Source organism: Brooklawnia sp., assembly GCF_049651565.1.
Lineage (GTDB): Bacteria > Actinomycetota > Actinomycetes > Propionibacteriales > Propionibacteriaceae > Brooklawnia.
In genome coordinates, this window is sequence record NZ_JBASCI010000267.1 from 1 (window position 1) to 23,762 (window position 23,762).

Here is a 23,762-nt window from a genome sequence, read left to right on the forward strand (position 1 = left end):
CAACTCCTCCTCCTCGCTGCGGGCCCGCAACTCCTCGGCCTTGGCACGCTGCTCGGCCGCGTGGCGTTCCTTGCGCTGCCGGCTCGTCAACACGTAGACGAGGATGGCGATCAGCACCACCGCGACAACCGCGATGGCGATCCAGATCAGGGTTTGATTGTCCATGCCCCGCTGTTACCCGGCCCGCCGGGCCGGCATGCGCCTAGTGGGCGGGCTCAGCCGGCTCCGGCCGGCTCATCCCTGGCGGTCGGCGCGTTCGATGGCGGCCCGGGCGGCTGCGGCGGCATCGACGCCGTCAGCCACGAAGTCGCTGAAGTCGCCTCGCAAAGCCTTCAGCGCGGTGCGTTCCACGTCGATCTCCCGGCGGGTCCGGACACCGAGCCGGCGGATCACCCAGATCGGCGGGCACCAGCCCTGGATGGCGTGTTGCAGGAGGAACGCCGGCACGGCGGTGCTGAGGACCAGCCACTTGCGGGTGTGCAGCCTGGACAGGGCGAGACTCAGCAACATCAGCGAGGAAGCGTTCAACTCCAGCACGCGTTCCACATCCCAGCTGTGGTCGAGTTCCCTGATGTGCTGGGAGATCACCTCAGGCGAAGCACCGACCAGGGCGGTGACCCGCGAGAGGCGTTCCTGATCGAGGCGGCGGTTCACCCCGGAGTCGGTTGCGCCACGGACGCGGTCAGCGGTTTGCATTGCGGTTTCCTTTCTGCAGCGGTTGCTCTCTTCGCAGTACGAACAGGTAGGGCTTGCGCATGCCCCGCAGGTCCATGGCACCCAACAGGGTGTCCTGGTCAACGGTGCGGAGGGCGTCGTTGATCGGCTGGGCGTCGTAGACCATCGTGGCGGTGGTGCGTCCCCGGTACTGGGTCATCCGCAGCCTGGCCGCCGGCCGCCGGGTCTGCAGCAACGGCCTGATCACCCCGAACAGACCGGCCACCACCCGGTTGGTCAGCAGCGGCGCCAACCGCACCACCCACAACACCGGCACCCGGGCTGGATCCAGGGCGACCAACCGCGTCCAGCGGCGTCCCCGGAAGACCAGCGGATGCACCACCTCGGTGCTCTCGAACCGCTTGCCGTACCATCCCAGCAACTCCATCAGGCCGGCCAGCCGGTGGCCGGTCGGCAGGCTGGTCCCGCACCAGGTGCCGAGCAGTTGCTCAAGATCAGTAGTGGGGAGCGAATCGTAAAACTTCAGCCCCTCCGCGGTGGTGCACCCGCGTTCAAGCCGACTCAGCGCCGCCCGGCGTCCTGCCTCATCCATGAAGCCACGCTACTTCGCCTGCAGCCAGAACGGACCATCCCAGCGCCGACGTAGCATGGGAGGGGATTACGGAGGAAGGCGATGATCCCATGATCCAAGTCGAACTCGCCAGCATGGCCGTGGATTCCCGCGGCCAACCAGTCGTGATCCTGAGGCCGAGCTTCCCGCAGCCGCAGCCCTACGTGCTGCCGATCTGGATCGGGGTGCAGGAGGCCAGCGCCATCATGTTCGCGCTGGAGGGCGTGACCGCCGCGCGTCCGATGTCGTACGACCTGATGGTGCGGTTACTGGACGCCATGGACGCCACGGTGCAGCAGGTCGCGGTGACCAGGCTTGAGGAGGGCACCTTCTTCGCCGAGATCACCCTGGTCACCCCCGCCGGCCGCCGGATCATCGACGCCCGCCCGTCCGACTCGATCGCGCTCGCCATGCGCACCGAGTCGCCGATCTACATCGCCGAGGAGGTGCTGCGCGAGGCCGGGGTCTCGGAGAGCCAGCTCGCCGAGGCCCCCGACGAGGAGGCCACGATCGAGGAGTTCACCGAGTTCCTGGACACCGTCGACCCGGACGACTTCCGCGGCTGAGCATGGGTTGGCCGACCAGCCAGCCCGGGGGCGGGACGCCTGGGGGTCAGCGAGCCTCCGCTTGGTCATGGCCAGCCAGCCCGGGGGCGGGACGCCTGGCTGGCGCGGACGAAGCGCCCTGCGCCCGGCCGTCACATGTTCAGCCGCTTGGTCAGTTCGTGCTGGATCTCCGCCCCGCGCACCAGCGGCATGATCATCAGCATCAGGAAGCTGAGGGCAACCGAGATCCAGGAGGGCAGCGGGTTGGTCACCCAGCCCAGGGCGATGAACAGCCCCGGCACCACACCCATCAGCCCGGTCAGCCACGAGTAGACGATGTAGTCGCCGGGCGACATCCGGGCCACCCGCGCGGCGATCAGCAACCCCACGATGGACGCGCTGCAGGTGATTGGGATCACGAACGTGGTCGACCAGCCCTGCCAGCCGTCCAGGTAGTCGCCGTAGAGGCTGAGCAGCGAGACGATCACCACCAGGTAGACGATCGACTTGGCAAGGTTGCGACGCTTGCGCACCGCGATGATGGCGACCAGCCACAGCGCCGCCAGCCCGAACGCCACCACCCGCAGCCCCTCCAGTGGACCGGGGAAGAACAGCCGCAACGCCACCAGCCCGCTGACGACCATCAGCACCGACACCACCAGCAGCGCCCGGAACAGCTGCCGGGTGTCGAACCGCAGCGGGATGTCTGGCCAGGGCGCGGGAACCACATCGCCCTCCTCGACGAAGGCCAGGCACAGCGGGCAGTGCTGCCAGTCGCCGCGCAGGTCCATCCCGCACCGGGCGCACCGGGTCATGCCTGCTCACCTGCAAGTTCGTAGGTGGTCACCCGCGACACCGCCGCGGCCACCGGCACCCCGTTGGCGGTCAGCGTCCGGATGAATGCCCGTTGCACCTTCGTCTCGATGAACGGTGAGGTGAACGTGATGGCCAGCCGATCGCCATGGCTGATCATGCAGAACTGGGGACGCGCCGCCGAAACCATCAGGAAGACCATCTCGACGTGCCTGGCCACGGCGTCCGGCAGGTCGGCCCGCCCCAGGTTGGAGATCGCCACGGTGAGGCTGCGGTTGTTCAGCCGGTTGATGCCGCCGAGCAGCACGTCCTTCAACGGGCGCGGCACCACCCGGATGGCCGGGTTCAGCTCGAACCCGATCAGCTTGCGCAGCTTCGCCTCCAGGGCCGCCGGTGTGGTCTGGATCAGCAGCTGCTCTTCCAGCGACCGGCAGATCCCGGCCAGGCTGTCGTCCACGGCGAAGTCGTGCTCCAGGCGGGCGGTGGCGAAGAAGTTGCGGGCCGAGTTGGACGGGAAGCGCTGCCGCAGGTCGACCGGCATCGACACCGCCATCCTCGACTGCCCGGCACCGGGCTCCGCCTGGCGGATCGCGTCCAGGAACAGCGCGGTCAGGTAGATGGTCAGCGACACCCCATGCTGCCTGGCCAGCCCGAGCACCGGGGTGATCGGCATGTCGAGTTCGATGACGCGGGTGCGGTGGTCGGGAGTGAGGGTGCCGCGAACCCGGTGGATCCGCCGCCGGCCACCCCGCGTCCTGCCGGCCCCGACGACCGGCGGCGGACGCAGCCCGGCGTCCTGCGTCACCTGGCCGGTGCTGCCCCCGGCGGCCAGGGACGCCGACCGTGCGGCCTCGGTGAACTCCTGGCGGCGGGTCTGCTTGAAGTAGTGGGTGAAGCTGTCGCGCTCCAGCGGCTGCTTGACCGGCGGCGGGGTGGCGCGCTTGGGGAAGTCGTCCGGGTTGCGCAGCGCCACGTACTCGGCGACCAGGTCGCGGAAGACCTGCATCGCGCCGCCGCCGTCGGACAACGCGTGGAAGACCTCCAGGCTGATCCGGTTGCGGTGGTACACCACCCGGAACAGCAGCTCGCGACGGTCGAAGTGGTACAGGTGGTCGCAGGGCGGCAGCCGCTCGGGCGCCACCTGCGGACGCAGGTCGCTGTCCTCGAGGTAGTACCAGAAGATGCCCCGGCGCAGCACCGAGTGGTAGAGCACGTACTGGTCGAAGACCCGGTCGAGGGCCTGCTGCAGCAGGACCGGGTCGACGTCGTCGAACAGTTGCGCCGACAGCCGGAAGACCTTGGAGTCGACCGAGCTCATCGCGGCGAGGAAGATGTTGGACGCGTTGTCCAGCCGCACCCAGGTGCGTCTACTCACGGCCGGCCACCTGCGGGGCGGCCGCCCCCAGCCAGTCGTTGATCACCTCGTGCAGGCGGACGACCGGGTTGGCGAACCTCGGCAGGGTGAGGAAGCCGTGGTAGGTGCCGTTCACCCGCTCGATCCGGACGGCGTTACCGGCCGCCTCCAGGGCGTGCCCGTAGGCCTCACCCTCGTCGCGCAGCAGGTCGAACTCGGCGCTCACCACCAGGGTGGCCGGCTGGTCGGACAGGTCGTCGGCGAGCAGCGGCGCGATCAGCGGTTGGCGGCGGGCCTCGGCCGACGGCTGGTACAGCTGCATGTACTGCTGCACCTCGAGCGCGGTCAGCCGCAGACCGGTGCCGTACTCGCGCACCGAGTCGAACGGCGAGGTCGCCGGGTCATGGTCATACCAGGTGGCGGGGTAGAGCAGGATCTGCCGGGCCGGCATCGGCAGCCCCAGCTCGCGCAGCCGCAACGACACCGCAGCGGTCAGGTTGCCGCCGGCCGAGTCGCCGATCAGGACGATCTGGGACGCGTCGGTCAGGTCGAGCAGCCCGGGCTCGCGCAGCAGCACCTCGGCCACCCGCAGGCAGTCCTCGAAGCCGGCCGGAAACGGGTTCTCGGGGGCCAGCCGGTAGTCGACCGAGAGCACCACCCGTCCGGTGGCGTCCGCCAGCGCGGCGCAAGCCGGGGTGTAGCTCTCGATGTCGCCGGTGACCCAGCCGCCACCATGCATGAACAGCAGCACATCGGAGTGCAGCCGCTGCCTGGGCAGCTGGACCCGCACCGGGATCTCGTGCGACTCGTCTCGGGCCAGGATCACCTTGTCGAGCACCTGGTAGCGCCCGGTCGGGCCGGCCAGCAGCCGCTGGAACCGCCGCACCTTGGGGTAGTCCTCCTGCATGTTCAGCCGGGGCGCCGCGAACAGCCGCAGGAAGGCAGCGAGCAACGGGTTAGGCCTGCCTTCACCGGGGGCGTCCGCACTCATGGGCCAACTGTACGTGGGACGCCCAGCTGCGCGGGAGCCCACGACGTGTGCCGGCCGGACACTGTCAGGCCGGAGCCTGGGTCCGGAGTCACCAGCATGTCCCCGGTCAGCAGGACGTCACCCGAGTCAGTCGATCTTGACGTCTGCCTTCAGGGCCTTGGCGGCGGCGTCCTCGGTGGACTTGGCGTTCTGGGTGGCCAGCCGGCCCTCGTCGTCCATCAGGTGCGCCCGGATGAACCACTGGTACTGCTCGAGCTGGGCGACCTGTCCGATCAGCAGGTCCTCGGTCACCGGGTCGACCTCACCGGCCTGCTCGATCGCCTTGCGGTGGTCCTTGATGACGCCGGTGTAGACCAGGTCGAGGGCGCCCAGGTGCTCCGCCGCCTGCCCCAGCATGATCGGGTAGTCATCCCACGTCCGCTTGGCAACCAGGTCACCGGGCAGGCCGTTCGGCGGGACGCCCATCGCCGCCATCCGCTCGGCCAGCGCGTCCACCATCTCACGCACGCCGTCCACCTGCGGGTCGAGCATCTCGTGCACCCCGATGAACTTCGGGCCGACGACATTCCAATGGGCGTGCTTCAAGGTCAGTTGCAGGTCGTTCAGGGAGTGCAGCCGGATCTGCAGCGCCTGCGCCAGCTCGCGGCCCTGCTCGGGATCGACGCCGGGGACGGTGTGGACGGGGACGGGTCGGGACTCGGTTGCCTTCTTCTTGTCTGTCGTAGCCATACCCGCCAGTCTCCGCCAATTGATGCGGCGATGTCGGGGGTTGGCGCCGAAATCTGACCATGGCACCACTTCGTCCGGTAGCCGGCTGTGGCCAAGGTGCCGCCGCGGCGGGGAGGAACCCTGATAATGGGTTACCGACCCATACCCGGGACAACCGAAGGCGGATCTCATGAGGGACAGCTACCGGCACAAGCTCACCGAAGTCGTCGACGACGTGTTGGAGATGACCCGGCTGGTCCGCACCGCCGTGCAGCGCGCCAACACCGCCCTGCTGGACGCCGACCTGGCCGCCGCGGAGGCGGTGATCTCCGGCGACGCCGTCCTCGACTCGTGGTACGACGATTTGGACGCGCGCTGCCTGACGTTGCTGGCGCGGGAGTCGCCGGTGGCCGGTGAACTGCGCACCCTGACCGCGACCGTCCGGATGTGCGCCGACCTGGCGCGGATGGGTGACCTGGCGGTGCACGTGGCGAAGATCGCGCGGATGCGCTACCCGGCCAGCGCCGTCCCCGACACGGTGCGGCCCAACATCGAGCGGCTGTGCCAGATCGCCGAAGACATCGTCGGGATGGCGCTGTCGGCGCTGGAGCAGCGGGACGAGTTCGACGCCCGGATGATGGCCGAGTACCACGAGGAGGCCGACGCGCTGCGCGCCCAGCAGTTCGACATCATCCTCGCCGACGATTGGCCTCACGGCGTGCAGGCGGCCGTCGACATCGCGCTGCTCGGCCGCTACCTGGAGCGGATCGCCGACCATGCCGTCCTGATCGGCAGCCGGGTGATCTACATCGTCACCGGCCTGTACCCGAAGGGTGAGCAGTGGACGATCGCCTGAGCCCCGCGCGGCGGTGATCAGGGGTGGCCGGGCGCCGATCACCAGGCGTCCGGCTGGGGTCGCCCGACCGGTTTGGTGCCGGGCCAGCGGGCTCAGGCGTCCTCGTCGCCGGCCGGGCCGAATGAGTAGACCGTGCTGGCGGGCTTGCGCCGCAGCCAGGCCGGCAGCACCCACCACAACCCGACACAGACCACCGCCGCGCCCAGGCCGGCGATCAGGGCGGCCAGGTCGTCCAGCAGGAAACCGAAGACCAGCGCGGACACGCAGATGACCGTGACCGCCAGCAGCGCCAGACCGATCCGGGCCAGCCGGTCGCCCACCCGCACCAGCACGTCCTTGCGGTGGCTCTGGAACAGCGCGCGGTGCAAGGCCACCGGCGCCAGCACGAAGAAGATCGACCCGGTCGCGGCCACCACCGCGGTCAGGTAGACCGCCAGCAGTTCATCGCCCAGGTCGCCGAAGCGTTGCTGAAACGGCATCACCAGCAGGAACCCGCCCAGCAACTGGATGCCGGTCTGGGTCACCCGCAGCTCCTGCAGCAACTCGTTCCACTGCCGGTCCAGCCGTTCACCGGGGGTTTCGCGACGCTCCGGCGGTTCGCGGGGTTGCTCCGGGGTCTCCGGGCGGCGTTCCTCCGCGGGAGGTTCCCGGGGTGGTGCCGGGGCGTCCGGGCCTTCCTCCGCGAGAGGTTCCCGGGGTTGCGCCGGGGCGTCCGGACCTTCCTCCGGCGGTGACTCAGCCGGCATGGCTCTCCTCCAGCCAGGCCAGCACGTCGGCCGGGGTGCGCGAACTCGTGCCGCCCTGCATGTGGGTGAACCCCGGGTAGGTGACCACGGTGCAGTCTGGGATCAGCTCCGCGGTCTGCTCGATGATCTCGGGTGAGAAGAAGATGTCTTCCCCGGCCGCCAGGAGCAGCACCGGCGCCTGGATGCGGCCGGCGGCCTCCCGGCCGTCGAAGGCCAGTTCGGCGTCCAGCTCGACCAGCAGGTCGCCGGGCGGCACACTCGTCGGCGCGAACACCCGGCCGGCCAGCCATGCCAGCACCCGTCGCACCGGACGCCAGCGCTCACCCGGCAACATGAACTCCAGACCGGCCGCCCCGGCGTCGGTGTGCCGGCCCTCAGCGGACGCCCTTGCGATCCGGGCGTCCAGGTCCTTGCCGGCGTCGGTGACGGTGGCCGCGGAGAAGGCCAGCACCACCCTGCCCACCAGGTCGGGGTGGTTCGCTGCCAGGTACAGGGCGATCATGCCGCCGTAGGACAGCCCGTAGACCACATCGACCCGCCCGCCCATCTGCTCCCGGATGAACCTGGCGTAGTCATCGGCCATGTCGGCGACGGTGTGGCCGGGGGGCATGTGGCGGGCCCGAGTCACCTGCCAGACCTGGTAGCCCGCCCGCAGGTAGGGCTTCATTCCGGCCACCATCAGGCGACGCATCCACCCGCCCTGGATCTGGGAACCCGGGCCGCCCTGCAATTGCAGCATGGTCTTCGGGCCGGCCCCGGCGACCCAGTACTCGATGCCGTTGGCGGATGTGCCGGTCCGCTGCTCGATGCCCGCGATGCCCGCCGACTTCATGCGACGGACGATGAGCGCACCGACGGCCGCGGCGACGCCGACTGCGAGGACGCTTGATATCGACCTGGCTGAAGGGGTCTTCATCCTTCGCAGCCTAATGCGATGCCGCGTCCCGGACATCCCACCGAGGCATGGCCACCCAACCGGCTGCGGCAGAACGCGCCTGTGCTGACAGCGCCACCTGATGACAGGTCACCGCCCGATACCCACACGGGCCACCCGGAACGGGTGATGGATTCACCGATGTCTTCGCGCAGGCTGAAATGGCCACAATTCGGGGTTCCATCAAAGGGGTGCTTGATGAACGGGGTACTCGCCTTTGTCATCGTCATGGCTGTCTGGACCTTCAGCGACTTCGTCTCGAAGAAGACCAAGTCGCTGCTCTCGTCGCTGTTCATCGCATCGATCATCTTCTTCGTCGGGTTCCTGACCGACATCTTCCCCGATGACCTGCTGCCGGCTTCCGCGCTGCTCGGGCTGGGCGGGGTGGTGGTGGGGTTCATCATCGTCCACCTCGGCACGATGATCAGCATCGCCGAGTTCAAGAGCCAGTGGAAGACCTTCGTGATCGGCGTCGCCACCGTGCTCGGCATCGGTGTCGCGTTGTGGGTGGCGGGGCTGGTGGTCGGCGGCGGACGCCGGCGTGAGGTGTACGAGGGTGTCGTCCAGGCGATGTACTTCGTGGTGGCCGGCATCGGCTCGTTGAGCGGCGGCACCATCTCGGTGCTGATCATCCAGGAGGCCGCCCTCGGCGTCGGGCTGACCACCGTCGCCTTCTTCCCGGTGCTGATCGCCGCCCTGCAGGGGCTGATCGGCTTCCCGCTGACCTCGCTGATCCTGAAGCAGGAGGCGTCCCGGTTGAGCGCCGACTACCGAGCTGGCAACCTGGCGCCGGTCGAGGTCACCGAGGAGGTGCAGGCGGTCGAATCGAAGATTCCCGAGCCGTTCCGGACCACGCCCGGCACGCTGTTCGTGGTCGGCGCGGTGGTGCTGGTCTCGATCCTGATCAACAACATCACCGGTGGGATCCTGAACACCTTCGTGGTGGCCCTGATCCTCGGCATCGCGCTGCGGGCGTTCGGGGTGTTCAAGCCCGGCATCCTGACCGGGATCGACGCCTACGGCCTGATGATGCTCGCCATCCTGATCCTGGTCTTCGGGCCGCTGGCGACAGTTGAGCCGGCCGACGTCGCGGCGCTGGCGGGGCCGCTGGTGATCGCCTTCGTCGTCGGCCTGGTCGGGATCGTGCTGTTCGCCAGCGTCACCGGCAAGCTGCTCGGCTACACCATCCCGATGTCGATCGCCATCGGGTTGACCTCGCTGTACGGATTCCCCGGCACGATGATCCTCTCCCAGGAGGCCGCCCGCGGCGCTGGTGAAACCGATGAGGAGATCGCGGCGATCGAGGGTCAGATCCTGCCGAAGATGATCATCGCAGGGTTCTCCACGGTCACCATCACCTCCGTCGTCGTGACCGGCCTGATCGCCGGTCGGATCGGTGCCTGAGTCACCGGCCGCCGCACCCCGCGGCCGCCGCACCCCGCGGCCCCCGCCCCCGGTTCGCGCTAGCCGCACCCGGTTCGCGATTGCGGAGTATTGCTCGCCGTAGTAAGTAGCCGACTGATCTTCCGCGTTGTGCTGATCGAGAGTCGCAAGCGGCGGCAGCCGGAGCCGCGCGCATACTGGACGCCATGGTGGGATGGAACGCTGCCAACACCGCACATGGCGACCCGAGGGCCGTCACCATCATCGAGGGCTCAACCTTCTGCGTGTCGGCGTCCTCCGGCGACATGTACGCCGACTCGTCGCACGGCTGGTTCTATCGCGACACCCGCGCCATCTCCCGCTGGAACCTGCTGGTGGGCGGCAGCTACATGGAGCCGCTGGACGCCTACACCCCGACCGCCGACCAGGCCACCTTCATCGGGCGCGCCTCCCACCCGGCCGGCCGCGAGAGCACCCTGATCATCGAACGGAACCGGACCGTGGGTACCGTGCTGCAGGAGTCGGTGACCCTGCGCAACTACGGCATCGAGGACGAATCGTGCACCCTGCTGCTGCAGGTGGACAGCGACTTCGCCGACCTGTTCGACGTGAAGGCCGGCCGTGAAGGAGTCGTCGGCAACCTCGGCCGCGAGCACACCGAGTCCGGGATCGTCCTGCACTGCACCGACAGCCACTTCACCCGTCGGGTCGAGGTCACCTGCCCGGACGCGGTCGTCCGCCGCAACGGTCTGGCAGTCAGCCTGCGACTGCCCGCGAAGGCGTCCCAGGCAGTGACCTTCACCGCCCGGCCGTTCGGGAACCCGTCCGCGCCCAAGGTGGCCGGCCTGGGCAAGCAGCGGCTCCGCCAGGAGCGCCAGGAGTGGTACGCCCGACTGCCGAAGATCGTGCTGGAGCAGGAGGAGATCCAGCAGGTGGTGCGGCAGTCGGCCCGAGACCTGGCCGCGCTGCGGATCGATGACCCTGCGCACCCCGGGCAAATGGTGGTGGCCGCTGGCGCGCCGTGGTTCATGGCGCTGTTCGGCCGTGACTCGCTGTTCACCTCGTACATGGCGATGCCGATCGACCGCGACCTGGCGCTCGGCACGCTGAAGGTCCTCGCCGCCCTGCAGGGCGCCGAATTGGTGCCTGAGACCGACGAGGAGCCCGGCCGGATCCTGCACGAGGTGCGCGGCGGCCGCGCAGCCCAGCAGGCCCTGGGCGGCGCGACGGTCTATTACGGCACCGCCGACGCCACCCCGTTGTTCGTCACCGTGCTCGCCGAGTTGCTGCGCTGGGGCGGGCTCGGCGCGGATGAACTCGAGCGCCTGCTGCCGCACGCCGACCGCGCCCTGCAGTGGGTCACCGAGTGGGGCGACCGGGACGGCGACGGGTTCGTCGAGTACCAGCGACGCAGCCGGCACGGGTTGATCAACCAGGGTTGGAAGGACTCCTGGGACGGCATCAACTTCGCCGACGGCACTATCGCCAAACCCCCGATGGCGCTGGCCGAGGTGCAGGGCTACGCGTATCGGGCCTGGTGCGACCGGGCCAGCATCGCCCGCCACCTGGGCGACGACCGCACCGCCGCCGAGTGCGACGACCGGGCCGAGACGCTGAAGCGGGCGTTCAACCAGCGCTACTGGCTGGCCGACAAGGGCTGGTACGCGGTCGCGCTGGACGGCGACAAACGCCCGGTCGACGCCCTCACCTCGAACATCGGGCACTGCCTGTGGAGCGGGATCATCGACCACGACAAGGCCCCCGATGTCGCCCGACACCTGATGTCGCCACAGATGTTCTCAGGCTGGGGGGTGCGCACCCTGGCCGAGGACATGGGCGCGTTCAACCCGGTCAGCTACCACAACGGTTCGGTGTGGCCACACGACAACGCCGTGATCGCCGACGGGTTGATGCGCTACGGCTTCGCCGACGAGGCGCGGCAGGTCGCGTCCGGCATGCTGGCGGCGGCGGTTCGGTTCGCCGGACGGCTACCCGAGCTGTTCTGCGGGTTCGGCCGCGACCTGCACCCCGAACCGATCGCCTACCCGACCTCGTGCTCACCGCAGGCCTGGTCGGCCGCGACCCCGCTGCACCTGCTGCGCGTGCTGTTGCGGTTCAACCCGGACGTGCCCGACCGCACCTTCCAGCTCGAACCCGCGTTGCCCGAAGAGCTTGGGTCCCTGAGGGTGGAGAACTTGCGCCTGGGTGGCGGTAGCCTGACGTTCAGCGCCAGGGAGCAGGACGTCCTGGTCGACGCCAGCCCGTCGGCTCTCAAACGTCAGCGACGAGGGGCGCGCTAGACAATCGAGGCCTTCGCCACGAGCGGGAGGTTTGGATGCGAATCGGTCTGATCGCGCCACCCTGGGTGCCGGTCCCACCGGTCACCTACGGCGGAACGGAGCTTGTCATCGACGAGTTGGCCCGGGGGTTGCAGGCGGTCGGCCACCAGGTCCTGCTGGCGGCCAGCGCCGACAGCACCTGCCCGGTGCCGATGGTGCCCGGCGTCCGGGAATCAGACTTCGGCGCCCTGAACGACGCCACCTCGCTGCTCAGTCACCTGATCGTCAGCTACGCGGCGATGCGGGACGTCGACATCATTCACGACCACACCCTCGGCGGCCCGCTCTACCGGGGACGCCCGCCCGCCATCCCGACCGTGGTCACCAACCACCTGCCGTTCACCGACGCCACCAACGTGTTGTTCCGCGAGCTCGACCGCGACACCACGATTGTGGCGATCTCGCAGAACCAGGCCAGCCACGCGATCGGGTTGACCGTCGGGGCGGTGATCCACCACGGCATCGACGTCGCGAGTGTCCCGGTCGGAACCGGTCAGGGTGGGTTCACCGCGGTGCTGGCCCGGATGAACCCGTCGAAGGGCATCGTCGAGGCGCTGCACATCGCCCAGGCAGCCGGCGTACCGCTGCGGATCGCCGCGAAGATGCGCGAACCCGAGGAGCTCGACTACTTCAACTCGGAAGTCCGGCCGCTGCTGACCAGCGAGCACCAGTACCTCGGTGAGTTGTCGACCACCGACAAGCTGGCCTTGCTGGGCGAGGCGTTTGCTCTGCTCAACCCGATTCAGTGGTCCGAACCGTTCGGGCTGACCATGATCGAGGCGTTGTCGGCGGGGACGCCGGTGGTCGGCACCCCGCGGGGCTCGGCGCCGGAGATAGTCCGGCACGGCCTGACCGGCTTCCTGGCCAACACCGACGAACTGGTCCAGCTGCTGCCCAAGGCGGCCGAACTGGACCGGGCCGTCTGCCGGGCGGAGGCCGAGTCCCGATTCACCAGCCGGCGGATGGTCGACGACCACATCAGGCTTTACTCCAAGATCCTGACCGGCGCCGCCGGCCAACCACCCCTGAGGAGGGACGATGCAGTCAGTGTGGTTCGCCACTCATCCGATCAGCACCAGCCCAACCGGTGACTTCGTCGCCGGGGCCCACGCAGACACGGTGATCGCCGGCGCGGGCCTGACCGGCCTGGCGACCGGCGTCCTGCTGGCCAGGTCGGGTCAGCGGGTGGTGATCGTCGAAGGACGCCGAGTGGGGGCGGTCACCACCGGCAACACCACGGCGAAGCTGTCGTTGCTGCAAGGGGTGACGTTGTCGCAGATCGCCAGGTTCCACTCCAAGGACGTGGTACGCGCCTACGTCGAGGGCAACCTGGAGGGTCAGGCCCTCCTGGTGCACCTGATGACCGAGCGCGGCGTGCCGTTCCAGCGTCGCGACGCGTACAGCTACGCGTCCACCCGCAGCGGCGCGGACGACCTGCGGGCCGAGTTGGAAGTGGCGAACGAGGCCGGGCTGCCGGTGGAGTGGACCGACCAGACCGAGTTGCCGTTCGCGGTGGCCGGCGCCATCCGGCTTGCCGACCAGGTCCAAATTCATCCGCTGGCGGTGCTCGACCTGTTGCTGGCCGAGTTCGCCAGGCGCGGCGGGGTGCTGTTCGAGGAGACCCGCGTCACCGACGTCGACAGCGGGTCGCCGGTCACCATCACCACCTCGCGCGGCGAGATGACGGCCGACCGGCTGGTGCTGGCCACCGGCAGCCCGATCCTCGACCGGGGCGGCTACTTCGCCAAGCTGGTGCCGCAACGCTCGTACGCCACCGCGTACCGGGTGCCCGGCGCGCCCGACTCGCTGCCGAAGGGCATGTACCTGAGCGTGGACGAGCCCACCCGCTCGCTGCGCACGCTGCCGGTCGACGGTGACGAGCTGCTGCTGGTGGGCGGCAATGGGCACGTCACCGGACGGTCCGACTCCCCGGCCGCCGCGCTGGCCGATTTGGCTGACTGGACCGGCCGGCACTTCGCCGGGGCCCAGTTGACGCACTCCTGGTCGGCGCAGGACTACCAGTCGATCAACCGCGTGCCGTTCGTCGGGACGCTGCCGCGCGGCGGCGGGAAGATCTACGTGGCTACCGGGTACGCCAAGTGGGGCATGACCAACGCAGTCGCGGCTGCGCTGCACCTGTCGGGGGTGATCCTGGAGGGCCAGATGCCGTGGGCCGACCAGCTCGAGCATCGAATCACCAAGCCGGCCGGGGTGGTCAGCGCGCTGGCGCCCAATGTCGAGGTGGCGGTCGAGTTGGCCAAGGACTGGGTGCAGGCTGAGCTCGGCGCCCTGCCGGGTGAGCCACCTGCCGAAGGCGAGAGCTTCGTCGGACGCGGACCTGGCGGCAAACCGGAGGCGGTGTCGACGGTGGACGGCCAGACCTGCAGGTTGTCGGCGGTGTGCACCCACATGGGTGGCATCGTCCGCTGGAACGACGCCGAGAAGTCGTGGGACTGCCCGCTGCACGGATCGCGGTTCGCCGCCGACGGCACCCGACTGGAGGGGCCGGCGGTGCACGACCTGGCCCGCCGGGACTGACCGGTCAGGGCGAACACGCGACCGCGAAGTCGAGGGCCACGAAGGTTCAGCCCTGCTGCCTGGCTGATCATCCCGCCGGAGGTGCCTTCGCGATCCGCAAGATCGGTGAGCCCGCATTGCGTCGTGGCGGGTGGGATCGGGCGGGTGGTGATCGGTCACCTGACGAGGACCAGGGCGGGCGCTTGGGTGGGCCCGGGGCAGCTCAGCAGGCAATGTGGCGTTGCGCAAGAAAAAGTTCCATGTTCAATGGAATAGTTGATGCATCAACTTAGTTGTACCTGGTGAGAGCGCCCGGAGATGCCGTCGGCGCCAAGAGAGGAGAAACCATCATGGTTGACACCACCGCACTGACCGGCACCTGGCAGCTGGACCCCGCCCACACCCGCATCGGCTTCTCGGCCCGGCACGCCATGGTCACCAAGGTTCGCGGCAACTTCGAGGAGTTCGAGGGCACCGCCCACATCGACGGCGAGAACCCGTCCGCGTCCAGGGTCGAGGTGACCATCAAGACCGCGTCCATCAACACCCACAACAAGATGCGGGACGACCACCTGCGCGCCAATGACTTCCTGGACGTGCAGAAGTACCCCACCATCACCTTCAACTCGACCAAGGTCGAGCAGCTTGACGACGAGACCTACCGCGTCACCGGCGAGCTCACCATCAAGGAAACCACCCGTGAGGTGTCGCTGGACTTCGAGTTCGGCGGCGTGGCCCAGGACCCGTTCGGTAACACCCGGATCGGCTTCGAGGGCTCGACCTCGATCAACCGTCAGGACTACGGCGTCGCCTTCAACGCGGCGCTCGAGACCGGCGGCGTCCTGGTCAGCGACAAGGTTGGCATCGAGATCGAAGTGGCTGCGGTCAAGGTGCCGGAAGGCGCCGACGCCTGACAGCGGTACGCAACACCTGACCAGCCAAGAAAGAGGCCGTTGACTCGAGATCGCGAGTCCACGGCCTCTTTTCTTGGCTGCCCGGATTTCTGGTATGTGGCGCTGTCAGCCCGCTCCGGCACGCTCGCCCGGTACGCTCGTAGCCAGCCAGTGCCGTGGCGAACCACACGATCACCCCACCGAACGGTTCGACTCGCCAGAGGAGGATGCAATGAAGCAGAAGTTCACCTTCACCCGACGTGGTCTGTTGCAGGTCGCAGGAGCGGGCGTGGCCGTCAGCGCGCTGGCTGCCTGCGCCGGCCCGGGCACAGGCGGGTCGTCCCAGACCTCGGCGAGCCCGGGCGCGGCCCTCGACCCGGCCAGGGCGAACGGCAGCATCTCCTTCGCGCACTGGCGCGGCGAGGACAAGGAGGCCTTCGACCAGATCATCGCCGAATTCACCGAACGGTACCCCGGCACCGACGTGCGGCAGGACATCACCCCGTCCAACGACTACCAGTCGAACGCGCTGCAGCAGATCCGGCAGGGCACCGTGGGTGACCTGTTCGCCGCCTTCCGCGGCGCACAGTTCGCAGCCATCGCCGACGCCGGGTTGTTCACCGACCTGGCCGCCACCGGCATCGCCGACCGGTACGAGCGCAGCCTGATCTCCGAAGGCCTGGTGGGCAACCAGGTGTTGGGCCTGCCCTACCAACTCGTCTTCAACATGCCGGTCACCAACCAAGACCTGCTGGAGGCCGCCGGGGCCAGCGAACTGCCCACCGACTGGGACGCCTACCTGCAGCTGCTCGACTCCCTGCGGGGTAGCGGCGTGGTGCCGCTGGCCTGGCCGGGCGGTGAGATGGGCAATGCCGGGCAGCTGTTCAACTGCATGATCATGAACGAGGCACCCAGCGACGACATGTGCACCAAGATCGAATCCGGCGAGTACAAGGTCACCGACGACTGGTTCATCAGCATGCTGCGCAAGTACCAGGAACTGACCCCCTACATGCAGGACAACGCCACCGGGACGGCCGTGGAGCCGATCCAGCAGATGTTCGCCAGCGGGCAGGCGGCCATGCTGGCGACCGGTTCCTACCACATGGCGGCGGTCCGGGCGCTCGGGGCCGAGTTCCCGATGGGCCTGCTGGCACCGGTCACCTCCGCGCCCGGGCAGGCCAAGTACGTGGGCATCCACAACGCGACCTTCGCGCTGGGCGTCAGCACCGTGTCGGAGAACCCCGACACCGCGTTCGCGCTGCTCGATATGCTCAGCGAACCTGAGGTCGCCGGACAGTACGGCAGCGCCACCGGGCAGTACGTGACGGTCAAGGACGTCAGCTACGACTCCGAAGACCTCAACAACACCAGCGAGTGGACGACGAAACAGACCCTGCTGGCCCCGCGATTCCAGTTCATCAACCTGAACATCCGCAACGCCGCCGAGGGCGCCTGCATCGCGGTGGTCGGCGGCGCCAACCCCGAGCAGGCCGCCGAGGACGCCCAGCGGGTCATCGACGAGCAGATCGGCAGCTGAGCGGCGTCCGGTTCGCAAGGGCGGGGGTAGTCGAGGGTGAGCCGGCGACGGCAGAGCCGCGCCCGACGCAAGGAGGAACTCGTCCTCCTGCTGTTCACGGTGCCTGCGTTGGGACTGTACATCTTCTTCTTCGTGATCCCCGCCCTGCAGTCGGTGCAGTACTCGGTCACCGACTGGAACGGCTACTCGCCGACCTTCGAGTACGTCGGCCTGCGCAACTTCACCAGGGCCCTGACCAATGACAGCCTGTTCACTAACGCCCTGACCAACAACCTGAAGTTCTGGCTGCTGGTGGTCGTCTTCCAGACCCTGTTCGCGCTGGTGTTGGCGCTGCTGCTGTTCCGCAACACCCGCGGTTCGGCGTTGCTGCGCGGGGTCTTCTTCTTCCCGACCATCCTGTCGTCGGTGTCGGTGGCCTACATCTGGAAGTTCGTCTACGACCCCAATTTCGGCATCGGCAACGAACTCCTCGGCCAGTTCGGCCTGTCCAGTGCCTTCCTCGGCAACGACCGCACCGCGATCTACTGGGTGGCGGTGACCCAGGTCTGGTTCCACGCCGGCCAGATGATGACGATCTTCGTGGCCGGGCTGCAGAGCGTCCCGGCCGAGATGGTCGAGGCAGCCGCGGTGGACGGTGCCAACCGCTGGCAGACCTTCTGGTCGGTGACCTGGCCGATGATCGCGCCGTCCACCACGATCGTGATGGCCTACACCACGATCCAGTCATTCAAGGCATTCGACATCATCCTCGGCCTGGCGGGCAATCCCCCCAAGCGGTCGATGGACATCCTGTCCACCCGGATCTACACCACGTTCGCCAACTTCGAGTACGGCTACGCCGCGGCGCAGGCGATCCTGTTCGTGATCGTGATCGTGGCGCTCAACTTCGCGGTACGGCGCCTGGTCAGCTACTCCCAACCTTCGGCGTGAGGAGGACGCTCATGGGATACAAACTGACCCGGTGGACGATCCTGGCCGTCTACGCGTCGCTGATCATCATCCCGGTCATGGTGGTGATGCTGGGCAGCTTCAAGACCATGTCGGAGCTGTTCGAGGCCCCCTTCGCACTGCCGGGGCAGTGGCGGGTTCAGAACTACGTCGACGTCCTGACCACCTACAACATGGACCAGGCGTTCGCCAACAGTGTGATTGTGACCGCTTCCTCGGTGTTCACCACGCTGCTGCTCGGCTCGATGGCGGCCTACGGCGTGTCGCGGCTGCGGGGCTGGAAGAGCGCGCTCATCTTCGGCTTCCTGGTGCTCGGCATGGCGGTGCCCGCGCAGGCGAACATGATTCCGCAGTTCGTGCTGTTCGACCGGCTGGGACTGCTGAACAGCCTGTTCGGGCTGGTCCTGATCAACGTGGTGACCGGGCTGCCGGTGTCGACCTTCATCATGGGTGGATTCATGAGGACACTGCCCAACGAGATGTTCGAGGCGGCCGCGGTGGACGGCGTCGGGCCGGGACGGGCCTACCTGAACATCGCCATCCCGCTGTCGCTGCCGTCGATCGCGGCGACCGCGATCTTCCTGTTCGTGATCCAGTGGAATGAACTGCTCTATCCGCTGCTGTTCATCCAGTCCCCGGACAAGCAGACCATCCCGCTGCGGCTGCTGAACTTCCAGGGTGAGTTCCTGACCAACTACCCGTTGCTGTTCACCGGCGTCGGGATTGCGTCCATCCCGATCACGATCGCCTACGTCTTCCTGCAGCGCTACTTCGTCGAGGGCCTGACCAGCGGGGCGGTCAAGGGCTGATCGCGCGCGCCAGCCGCGAGATGGTCGCACATAGACTCGGGGAATGCCGGTTCAGGTCAGCGATGAGGTCTTCAACGACTGCGTCAACCTGGCCCTGGACTCGATACCCGAGGACTTGCTGGCGCTGATCGACAACTGCGTGCTGCTGGTCGAGGACGACCCGCCGGGCGGAGAGGAACTGTTCGGCGTCTACGAGGGCATCCCGCTCACCGAACGCGGATTCGGTTACGGCGGCGTGCTGCCCGATCGGATCATCATCTATCGGAACCCGCACAAGCAGGCCTGCCAGACCGAGGACGAGCTGGTCGACGAGATCCACGTCACCGTGGTGCACGAGATCGCACACCACTTCGGCATCGACGACGACGCGCTGGAGCGGCTCGGGTACCAGTAGACACCCCCGGGACGAGCCGCCGACAGCACCCGAGGGCGGCCGGCGACCGGATACTGCCCGCTCAGCGCTCGACGTCGACCGACGGGTCGGCGTCCTGGGCCGGAATCGAACCGACCGGGGCGGCGACGTCCTTGGCGGCCTTGCGGTAGCGCTGCCAGACCAGGAACGACTGCAGCAGCAGCAGCAACGCGATCACCACGCCGACGATGTTCACCCAGGTCTGCTGGGCCAGGAAGATGCAGACCATTGCGACCAGCGTCGGCACCAGGTACCGGACGCTCCAGGCGATGTAGCCACCGAAGGACGGCATCGCCACGCCACGCGACTCGGCGACGGCCTTCACCATGAAGTTCGGACCGTTGCCGATGTAGGTGATCGCACCGCAGGAGACCGCCCCCAGACTGATCGCAACCAACCACGGCACCGGAACACCGGTGTCGGCCACCCGGGGCACACCCTCCAGCAGGGTCGGGTCGGCGCCCAGCGCACCGGCCATCTCGAAGAACGTCAGGTAGGTGGGTGCGTTGTCGAGGAAGGCCGACAGTGAACCGCTGAAGATGAAGAACATGATGGTGTTGAGCGGCAACTGGTCGGCAACCTGGGCCAGGTACTCCAGTGCCGGCACCATGGTCAGGAAGATGCCGATGAAGATAACCGCGACCTCGCGAATCGGACCCCACGAGAACTGGTTCATCTCGAACCGGATGCGCTTGTTGCCGGTGATGTACGAGCCGGCTGAGGCGACGATGAAGACCAGTTCGCGCCACGGGATGTACTGCCACCAGGCGGCGTGGCCCTCCTCGATCGCGTGCAGGTCTAGCGACGGCAGCAGCGCCACCGCGGCGATGATCATCGCGAACCAGAACAGGGTCGGGGTGCCGAGCACCTTGAGCGGCTCGATGTGCCTGGCCTCACGCAGCTTGTCGGGCACCTCCTCGGTCGCGTAGTACTTGACGTCCAGTGCGTAGTAGATCGCCAGCAGCATGGCGTTGATGAACGCCCACATCGGCAGCAGCTGGAACGTCCAGGTGAACGGCACACCGCGCAGGAAGCCCATGAACAGCGGCGGATCGCCGAGCGGGGTCAGCATGCCGCCGTTGTTGGCCACGATCAGGATCGTGAACACCACCGTGTGCACCTTGTGCTTGCGGTCCTGGTTGATGTTCAGCAGCGGCCGGATGAGCAGCATCGCGGCACCCGTGGTGCCGATGAAAGAGGCGATCAGCCCGCCGATCGCGAGGACGATCGTGTTGTTCCTGGGTGTGGCCCGGATGTCCCCCTTGAGGAACAACCCGCCGGATACCACGAACAGCGCGAACAGCAGCATGATGAACTGCACGTATTCGACGACGGCGTGACCGACCCGATTCCAACTCAGGACGACGCCAACCCAGATGGCGGTCGGGATGCCCAGGATCAGCGCCACACCGAGCTGGAAGCGCCAGTCCTCCCATTTGTGGGCGGTCGCGGGGATCAGCGGCATGAGCGCGATGCTCAGCAGCATGATGACGAAGGGGATCAGTCCCCACCACGGCACAACGGCTTCCATCAGTCCACTCCTGGGTGTGAATGGTTTTCCGCCTTCTGGGTGACCACGTTGTCGATTCGCCCCATGCTAACCTTCCGGCGCCTGCCGGTGACACCGCGGGGGCAACTGCTGCAGGCACACAGGTCTGAGCCGGCGAGTTGTCCACAGATATTGGGACGCGTTCGAAGTTGTGGTGGACCTGTGGGTAACGTGCTGCCTGCCTGGCACCCCTCCAGAGGCAGAAGGAAGATCGACATGTCCGCGTCCCAAGCTTGGCAGCCCTCGCCGCCCCCGGCCAGGCCCGCGATCATCGAACCACCGCAGCGTCCGGCAGCGGTTCAGTTGCGCGCCCGCAGAGACACTCGGCTGGTGGTGATCGGCATCCTGTGTGCCTGTCTTGGCGCCCTGGTGATGGCCTGGGCCTGGAGCGGCACCCAACAGTCCCAGCAGGTGGTCCTGATGACCAGCAGCGTGGCCCGCGGCCAGGTCATCGAGTCCCACCACCTGACCACCACCACCATCGGCCGGGCACAAGGTGTGTCGGTGCTGCCTGCCGAACAGGCGTCCGAGCTGGTCGGGCAGCACGCGCGCACCGACCTGCCGGCCGGTTCACTGGTCGGTCCGGATTCGGTGGGCGCCAGTGTGGTGCCGGCCGGTGCGGCGCACGTCGGGCTCAGGGTGGCAGCCGGCCAACTACCCAACCAGCCGTTGCCGGTGGGTGCCTACGTCACGCTGGTCGAGGTGCCGTCAGGCATGGACGCCGAGCGCGAGCCCGGAGCCGAGTTCGGGGCCACCGTGGCGACGTCCCCGGTGCCCACCACCGACGGCGGCAGCTGGCTGCTCGACGTGCAGGTCGATCAGTACTCGGCGTCGAGCATCGCCGCGCTGGCCGCGGCGGAGCGGATCGCAATCGTCCGGAACGGGGACGGCTGATGGCCATCATCGTGCTCACCTCCGCCGGCGGCTCGCCCGGCGTCACGACCACGGGTCTGGGACTGGCGCTGAGCTGGCCGCGTCCGGTGCTGCTCGCCGATTGCGACCGGCACCCGAATCAGGCGGTGCTGGCGGGCTATCTGCGTGGCCTGTCGGCCGGCGGCCGCGGCCTGGCCGGCCTGGTGCAGGACTACCGCGCGCTGCAACCGGTCAGCAGCCAACGACTGATCGACCAGACTCTCCCGCTGGACGACGGTGTCGACCAGCCACGCCGCTTCCTGCCGGGCTTCACCAACTCCGGTTCGGCCACGCTGTTCGAGTCCTACTGGACGCGGTTCGTCGCCCAGTTGGAACAACTCGACCGCACCGACGTCATCATTGATGCCGGACGGTTGCCTGAGGGCGGCCTGCCGGAGGTGCTGCTCGAGCGGGGGAGCAGGGTGCTGGTGCTGACCAGGTCGGGGCTGCCGGCGCTGGCGTCCCTGCGATTGCTGCTCCCCGAACTGACCGACTCGCTGGACGACCCCGCCAGGCTGGGCCTGGTGGTGGTCGGTGGCGGGCGCCCCTACCCGGCCGGCGAGGTGTCGCAGTCCCTGGGCGTCCACCTGGTGGCCGACCTGCCGTGGGATCCGGTCACCGCCGCCGTCCTCAGTGAGGGCGATCTGCCGCCCCGCAAGCTGACCGGGCGTCCGCTCTGGCGTGGCTTCCAGTCGTTGTCGTCGCAACTGCAGGCTTCGGAGGTCGCAGCATGAACGGTCGCCCTGCCGCGGCGCTGCCGCAGTCCGAACTCGCCAGGGCGCTCGGTGCGTTGGCCCCCAGCGAGCTGCTGCCCTACCGGGACGGACATGGCGTCGCCCGACGACCGGCCCGCCGGCCCGAGGTGCAACAGCGGGTGGACTGGCAGCAGGTCGTGCAGTTGCGCCGGCAGGCGTCCGAACTCATCACCGAGAATTCACAGCACTGGGCCAGCGAGCACTCTCAGCCGATGCCCAGCGACGACCGGTTGATGATGGGGCGGTCGGTCATCCGGACCGTGGTCCGCGAGCATGCCCAACGGCTCGGCCAGACCGGTGCACAGCTCTGGCCGCTGGCCCTCGAGCACGCCTACGCCAGCGCGGTCGAGGACGCCATCTTCGGTTACGGCCGGCTGCAGCCGTTGTTCGAGATCCCGAGCGCCGAGAACATCGAGATCCACGGCTGGGACTCGGTGGTGGTGCACTACGGCGACGGTCGACGGGTCGAGCACCCACCGGTGGCGGACTCCGACGAGGAACTGGTCGACGCCATCCGCTTCCTCGGGGCGAGCGCTTCCCCGGCCCGCGCGTTCGACGACGCCCACCCGATGATGACGCTGGCCCTCGGCGATCGTTTCCGACTGCACGCGATCGGCTTCGGGTTGAGCTACCGGCCATCCATCGTGATCCGGCAGCACCTGCTGACCGACGTCAGCCTCGACGAGCTCGCCGAGGGTGGCATGATGCCGCAGGAGGTCAGCGAGCTGCTCGCCCAGTGCGTGCTGGCCCGCAAGTCCATCGTCATCTCGGGCGACCAGGGCGCCGGCAAGACCACCTTGCTGCGCGCCCTGCTGGCGGCGATCCCGACCAGTGAACGCATCGGCACCCTGGAGACCGACTACGAGCTGCTCACCCACCTGCTGCCGAACCGGCGGAACATGGTGGCGCTGCAGGCCAAGGTCGGGCTCGGCGAGTACCGGGACGGCCGGCAGGTCGGCCAGTACTCGGTGGCCGACCTGATTCCAGAAGCGTTGCGGCAGAACCTGTCCCGGCTGATCGTCGGGGAGGTCCGGGGTGCCGAGGCCGGTGCACTGTTCGAGGCGATGCAGTCCGGTGCGGGCACGATGTGCACCACTCACTCGCACTCGGCGGGTTCCACCATGGACCGGTTGGCCGCCCGGGTGGCACAGGGCGGAGTCTTCGGTATGGATGAGGCCTATCGCCAGATCGCCCTCAACCTGCACCTGCTGATCCACGTTCGGCTGGTCGACGACACCTGGCGCGGCGGCGTGCGCCGCCGGTACATCAGCGAGATCCGCGAACTTACCGGTGCCGTCGAGAACGGCCGTCCGGTCACCCACCTCTGTTACTCCACCGATGACCACGGCCGGCCCCGACAGCTTGCGCCGAGCCCCTGGCTGCTGGCCGACCTGCGGTCGCTGCAGGAGTGGTCGTGATGGCGGTTCTGGTCGGCGTCGGGGCCGGCTTGCTGATCATCGGCCTGTTCAGCGT

At 68.2% G+C, this 23,762-nt stretch carries 23 protein-coding genes; 14 read left to right on the forward strand and 9 right to left on the reverse strand.

Annotated features, from left to right (window positions below; all coding sequences use genetic code 11):
- Positions 1–234: 234 nt before the first annotated feature.
- Complete coding sequence (locus WBL05_RS13015; RefSeq protein WP_424226495.1) at positions 235–696, reverse strand: hypothetical protein; 462 nt, start codon at positions 694–696, stop codon at positions 235–237.
- The gene (locus WBL05_RS13020; RefSeq protein ID WP_424226497.1) at positions 683–1,267 is read right to left on the reverse strand and encodes a DUF4334 domain-containing protein; all 585 of its coding nucleotides are present in this window, start codon (positions 1,265–1,267) and stop codon (positions 683–685) included. Before WBL05_RS13020 ends, WBL05_RS13015 begins: the two co-directional genes overlap by 14 nt.
- An 89-nt stretch (positions 1,268–1,356) precedes the next feature.
- Here WBL05_RS13020 and WBL05_RS13025 point away from each other — a divergent pair, with 89 nt between their 5' ends.
- Positions 1,357–1,851, forward strand: coding sequence for a bifunctional nuclease family protein (locus WBL05_RS13025; RefSeq protein ID WP_424226499.1), 495 nt, complete (start codon positions 1,357–1,359; stop codon positions 1,849–1,851).
- Between the two features lie 131 nt (positions 1,852–1,982).
- Here WBL05_RS13025 and WBL05_RS13030 read toward each other — a convergent pair whose 3' ends face one another.
- The 4 genes from WBL05_RS13030 to WBL05_RS13045 form a co-directional block, all read right to left on the reverse strand.
- Entirely contained in the window at positions 1,983–2,645 is a 663-nt protein-coding gene (locus tag WBL05_RS13030; protein WP_424226500.1) for a DUF6320 domain-containing protein, read from the reverse strand.
- Positions 2,642–4,018, reverse strand: a complete 1,377-nt coding sequence (locus tag WBL05_RS13035; protein WP_424226501.1) for an alcohol acetyltransferase — start codon at positions 4,016–4,018, stop codon at positions 2,642–2,644. The genes WBL05_RS13030 and WBL05_RS13035 overlap by 4 nt, the downstream gene beginning before the upstream one ends.
- Entirely contained in the window at positions 4,011–4,988 is a 978-nt protein-coding gene (locus WBL05_RS13040) for an alpha/beta hydrolase (RefSeq protein ID WP_424226502.1), read from the reverse strand. The genes WBL05_RS13035 and WBL05_RS13040 overlap by 8 nt, the downstream gene beginning before the upstream one ends.
- A gap of 126 nt (positions 4,989–5,114) precedes the next feature.
- Complete coding sequence (locus WBL05_RS13045) at positions 5,115–5,717, reverse strand: Dps family protein (protein WP_424226503.1); 603 nt, start codon at positions 5,715–5,717, stop codon at positions 5,115–5,117.
- Between the two features lie 169 nt (positions 5,718–5,886).
- Between WBL05_RS13045 and phoU the strand changes: the two genes are divergently transcribed.
- Positions 5,887–6,552, forward strand: a complete 666-nt coding sequence (phoU, locus tag WBL05_RS13050) for a phosphate signaling complex protein PhoU (RefSeq protein ID WP_424226505.1) — start codon at positions 5,887–5,889, stop codon at positions 6,550–6,552.
- Positions 6,553–6,644: 92 nt separating this feature from the next.
- Here the strand turns inward: phoU and WBL05_RS13055 are convergent, their stop codons facing one another.
- Positions 6,645–7,298 (reverse strand): DUF6328 family protein, encoded by a 654-nt coding sequence (locus tag WBL05_RS13055; protein WP_424226506.1) that lies wholly within the window; start codon positions 7,296–7,298, stop codon positions 6,645–6,647.
- The gene (locus tag WBL05_RS13060) at positions 7,288–8,214 is read right to left on the reverse strand and encodes an alpha/beta fold hydrolase (protein ID WP_424226508.1); all 927 of its coding nucleotides are present in this window, start codon (positions 8,212–8,214) and stop codon (positions 7,288–7,290) included. The genes WBL05_RS13055 and WBL05_RS13060 overlap by 11 nt, the downstream gene beginning before the upstream one ends.
- A gap of 216 nt (positions 8,215–8,430) precedes the next feature.
- On the opposite strand from WBL05_RS13060, the gene WBL05_RS13065 reads away from it, so the two are divergent.
- The 9 genes from WBL05_RS13065 (at position 8,431) to WBL05_RS13105 (ending at position 19,055) form a co-directional block, all read left to right on the forward strand.
- Positions 8,431–9,636 (forward strand): hypothetical protein, encoded by a 1,206-nt coding sequence (locus tag WBL05_RS13065; protein WP_424226509.1) that lies wholly within the window; start codon positions 8,431–8,433, stop codon positions 9,634–9,636.
- 185 nt (positions 9,637–9,821) lie between these two features.
- Positions 9,822–11,915 carry a glycogen debranching N-terminal domain-containing protein gene (locus WBL05_RS13070; protein WP_424226510.1) on the forward strand — a complete coding sequence of 698 codons (2,094 nt, stop codon included), beginning with the start codon at positions 9,822–9,824 and terminating at the stop codon, positions 11,913–11,915.
- Between the two features lie 35 nt (positions 11,916–11,950).
- A complete protein-coding gene (locus tag WBL05_RS13075) occupies positions 11,951–13,045 on the forward strand; it encodes a glycosyltransferase family 4 protein (RefSeq protein ID WP_424226512.1) in 1,095 nt (364 codons plus the stop codon).
- Positions 12,993–14,492, forward strand: coding sequence for an FAD-dependent oxidoreductase (locus WBL05_RS13080; RefSeq protein ID WP_424226514.1), 1,500 nt, complete (start codon positions 12,993–12,995; stop codon positions 14,490–14,492). The genes WBL05_RS13075 and WBL05_RS13080 overlap by 53 nt, the downstream gene beginning before the upstream one ends.
- A 329-nt stretch (positions 14,493–14,821) precedes the next feature.
- The gene (locus WBL05_RS13085; protein ID WP_424226516.1) at positions 14,822–15,385 is read left to right on the forward strand and encodes a YceI family protein; all 564 of its coding nucleotides are present in this window, start codon (positions 14,822–14,824) and stop codon (positions 15,383–15,385) included.
- 211 nt (positions 15,386–15,596) lie between these two features.
- Positions 15,597–16,904, forward strand: a complete 1,308-nt coding sequence (locus WBL05_RS13090) for an ABC transporter substrate-binding protein (protein WP_424226518.1) — start codon at positions 15,597–15,599, stop codon at positions 16,902–16,904.
- Positions 16,905–16,940: 36 nt separating this feature from the next.
- A complete protein-coding gene (locus WBL05_RS13095; protein ID WP_424226520.1) occupies positions 16,941–17,834 on the forward strand; it encodes a carbohydrate ABC transporter permease in 894 nt (297 codons plus the stop codon).
- An 11-nt stretch (positions 17,835–17,845) separates the two neighbouring features.
- Entirely contained in the window at positions 17,846–18,661 is an 816-nt protein-coding gene (locus WBL05_RS13100; RefSeq protein WP_424226521.1) for a carbohydrate ABC transporter permease, read from the forward strand.
- Positions 18,662–18,704: 43 nt separating this feature from the next.
- Complete coding sequence (locus WBL05_RS13105) at positions 18,705–19,055, forward strand: metallopeptidase family protein (RefSeq protein ID WP_424226522.1); 351 nt, start codon at positions 18,705–18,707, stop codon at positions 19,053–19,055.
- Between the two features lie 61 nt (positions 19,056–19,116).
- On the opposite strand, the gene WBL05_RS13110 is transcribed toward WBL05_RS13105, so the two are convergent.
- Positions 19,117–20,604 (reverse strand): sodium:proton antiporter, encoded by a 1,488-nt coding sequence (locus WBL05_RS13110; protein WP_424226524.1) that lies wholly within the window; start codon positions 20,602–20,604, stop codon positions 19,117–19,119.
- A gap of 234 nt (positions 20,605–20,838) precedes the next feature.
- On the opposite strand from WBL05_RS13110, the gene WBL05_RS13115 reads away from it, so the two are divergent.
- The 3 genes from WBL05_RS13115 to WBL05_RS13125 are packed head-to-tail and all read left to right on the forward strand — an operon-like array spanning position 20,839 to position 23,707.
- Positions 20,839–21,516, forward strand: coding sequence for an SAF domain-containing protein (locus tag WBL05_RS13115; RefSeq protein ID WP_424226525.1), 678 nt, complete (start codon positions 20,839–20,841; stop codon positions 21,514–21,516).
- Positions 21,516–22,268, forward strand: coding sequence for a hypothetical protein (locus tag WBL05_RS13120; protein WP_424226527.1), 753 nt, complete (start codon positions 21,516–21,518; stop codon positions 22,266–22,268). Before WBL05_RS13115 ends, WBL05_RS13120 begins: the two co-directional genes overlap by 1 nt.
- Positions 22,265–23,707 carry a CpaF family protein gene (locus WBL05_RS13125; protein ID WP_424226529.1) on the forward strand — a complete coding sequence of 481 codons (1,443 nt, stop codon included), beginning with the start codon at positions 22,265–22,267 and terminating at the stop codon, positions 23,705–23,707. The genes WBL05_RS13120 and WBL05_RS13125 overlap by 4 nt, the downstream gene beginning before the upstream one ends.
- Positions 23,708–23,762: the final 55 nt, after the last annotated feature.

What these genes read in the sequence shown, in the direction of transcription:
- WBL05_RS13030 (WP_424226500.1), bottom strand. Translation starts at nt 2,645, where the DNA reads ATGACCCGGTGCGCCCGGTGCGGGATGGACCTGCGCGGCGACTGGCAG.
- WBL05_RS13055 (WP_424226506.1), bottom strand. Translation starts at nt 7,298, where the DNA reads ATGCCGGCTGAGTCACCGCCGGAGGAAGGTCCGGACGCCCCGGCGCAA.
- WBL05_RS13065 (WP_424226509.1), top strand. Translation starts at nt 8,431, where the DNA reads ATGAACGGGGTACTCGCCTTTGTCATCGTCATGGCTGTCTGGACCTTC.
- WBL05_RS13100 (WP_424226521.1), top strand. Translation starts at nt 17,846, where the DNA reads ATGGGATACAAACTGACCCGGTGGACGATCCTGGCCGTCTACGCGTCG.
- WBL05_RS13125 (WP_424226529.1), top strand. Translation starts at nt 22,265, where the DNA reads ATGAACGGTCGCCCTGCCGCGGCGCTGCCGCAGTCCGAACTCGCCAGG.
- WBL05_RS13110 (WP_424226524.1), bottom strand. Translation starts at nt 20,604, where the DNA reads ATGGAAGCCGTTGTGCCGTGGTGGGGACTGATCCCCTTCGTCATCATG.
- WBL05_RS13090 (WP_424226518.1), top strand. Translation starts at nt 15,597, where the DNA reads ATGAAGCAGAAGTTCACCTTCACCCGACGTGGTCTGTTGCAGGTCGCA.
- WBL05_RS13080 (WP_424226514.1), top strand. Translation starts at nt 12,993, where the DNA reads ATGCAGTCAGTGTGGTTCGCCACTCATCCGATCAGCACCAGCCCAACC.
- WBL05_RS13075 (WP_424226512.1), top strand. Translation starts at nt 11,951, where the DNA reads ATGCGAATCGGTCTGATCGCGCCACCCTGGGTGCCGGTCCCACCGGTC.
- WBL05_RS13040 (WP_424226502.1), bottom strand. Translation starts at nt 4,988, where the DNA reads ATGAGTGCGGACGCCCCCGGTGAAGGCAGGCCTAACCCGTTGCTCGCT.
- WBL05_RS13020 (WP_424226497.1), bottom strand. Translation starts at nt 1,267, where the DNA reads ATGGATGAGGCAGGACGCCGGGCGGCGCTGAGTCGGCTTGAACGCGGG.
- WBL05_RS13045 (WP_424226503.1), bottom strand. Translation starts at nt 5,717, where the DNA reads ATGGCTACGACAGACAAGAAGAAGGCAACCGAGTCCCGACCCGTCCCC.
- WBL05_RS13105 (WP_424226522.1), top strand. Translation starts at nt 18,705, where the DNA reads ATGCCGGTTCAGGTCAGCGATGAGGTCTTCAACGACTGCGTCAACCTG.
- WBL05_RS13120 (WP_424226527.1), top strand. Translation starts at nt 21,516, where the DNA reads ATGGCCATCATCGTGCTCACCTCCGCCGGCGGCTCGCCCGGCGTCACG.
- phoU (WP_424226505.1), top strand. Translation starts at nt 5,887, where the DNA reads ATGAGGGACAGCTACCGGCACAAGCTCACCGAAGTCGTCGACGACGTG.
- WBL05_RS13015 (WP_424226495.1), bottom strand. Translation starts at nt 696, where the DNA reads ATGCAAACCGCTGACCGCGTCCGTGGCGCAACCGACTCCGGGGTGAAC.
- WBL05_RS13085 (WP_424226516.1), top strand. Translation starts at nt 14,822, where the DNA reads ATGGTTGACACCACCGCACTGACCGGCACCTGGCAGCTGGACCCCGCC.
- WBL05_RS13070 (WP_424226510.1), top strand. Translation starts at nt 9,822, where the DNA reads ATGGTGGGATGGAACGCTGCCAACACCGCACATGGCGACCCGAGGGCC.
- WBL05_RS13060 (WP_424226508.1), bottom strand. Translation starts at nt 8,214, where the DNA reads ATGAAGACCCCTTCAGCCAGGTCGATATCAAGCGTCCTCGCAGTCGGC.
- WBL05_RS13025 (WP_424226499.1), top strand. Translation starts at nt 1,357, where the DNA reads ATGATCCAAGTCGAACTCGCCAGCATGGCCGTGGATTCCCGCGGCCAA.
- WBL05_RS13115 (WP_424226525.1), top strand. Translation starts at nt 20,839, where the DNA reads ATGTCCGCGTCCCAAGCTTGGCAGCCCTCGCCGCCCCCGGCCAGGCCC.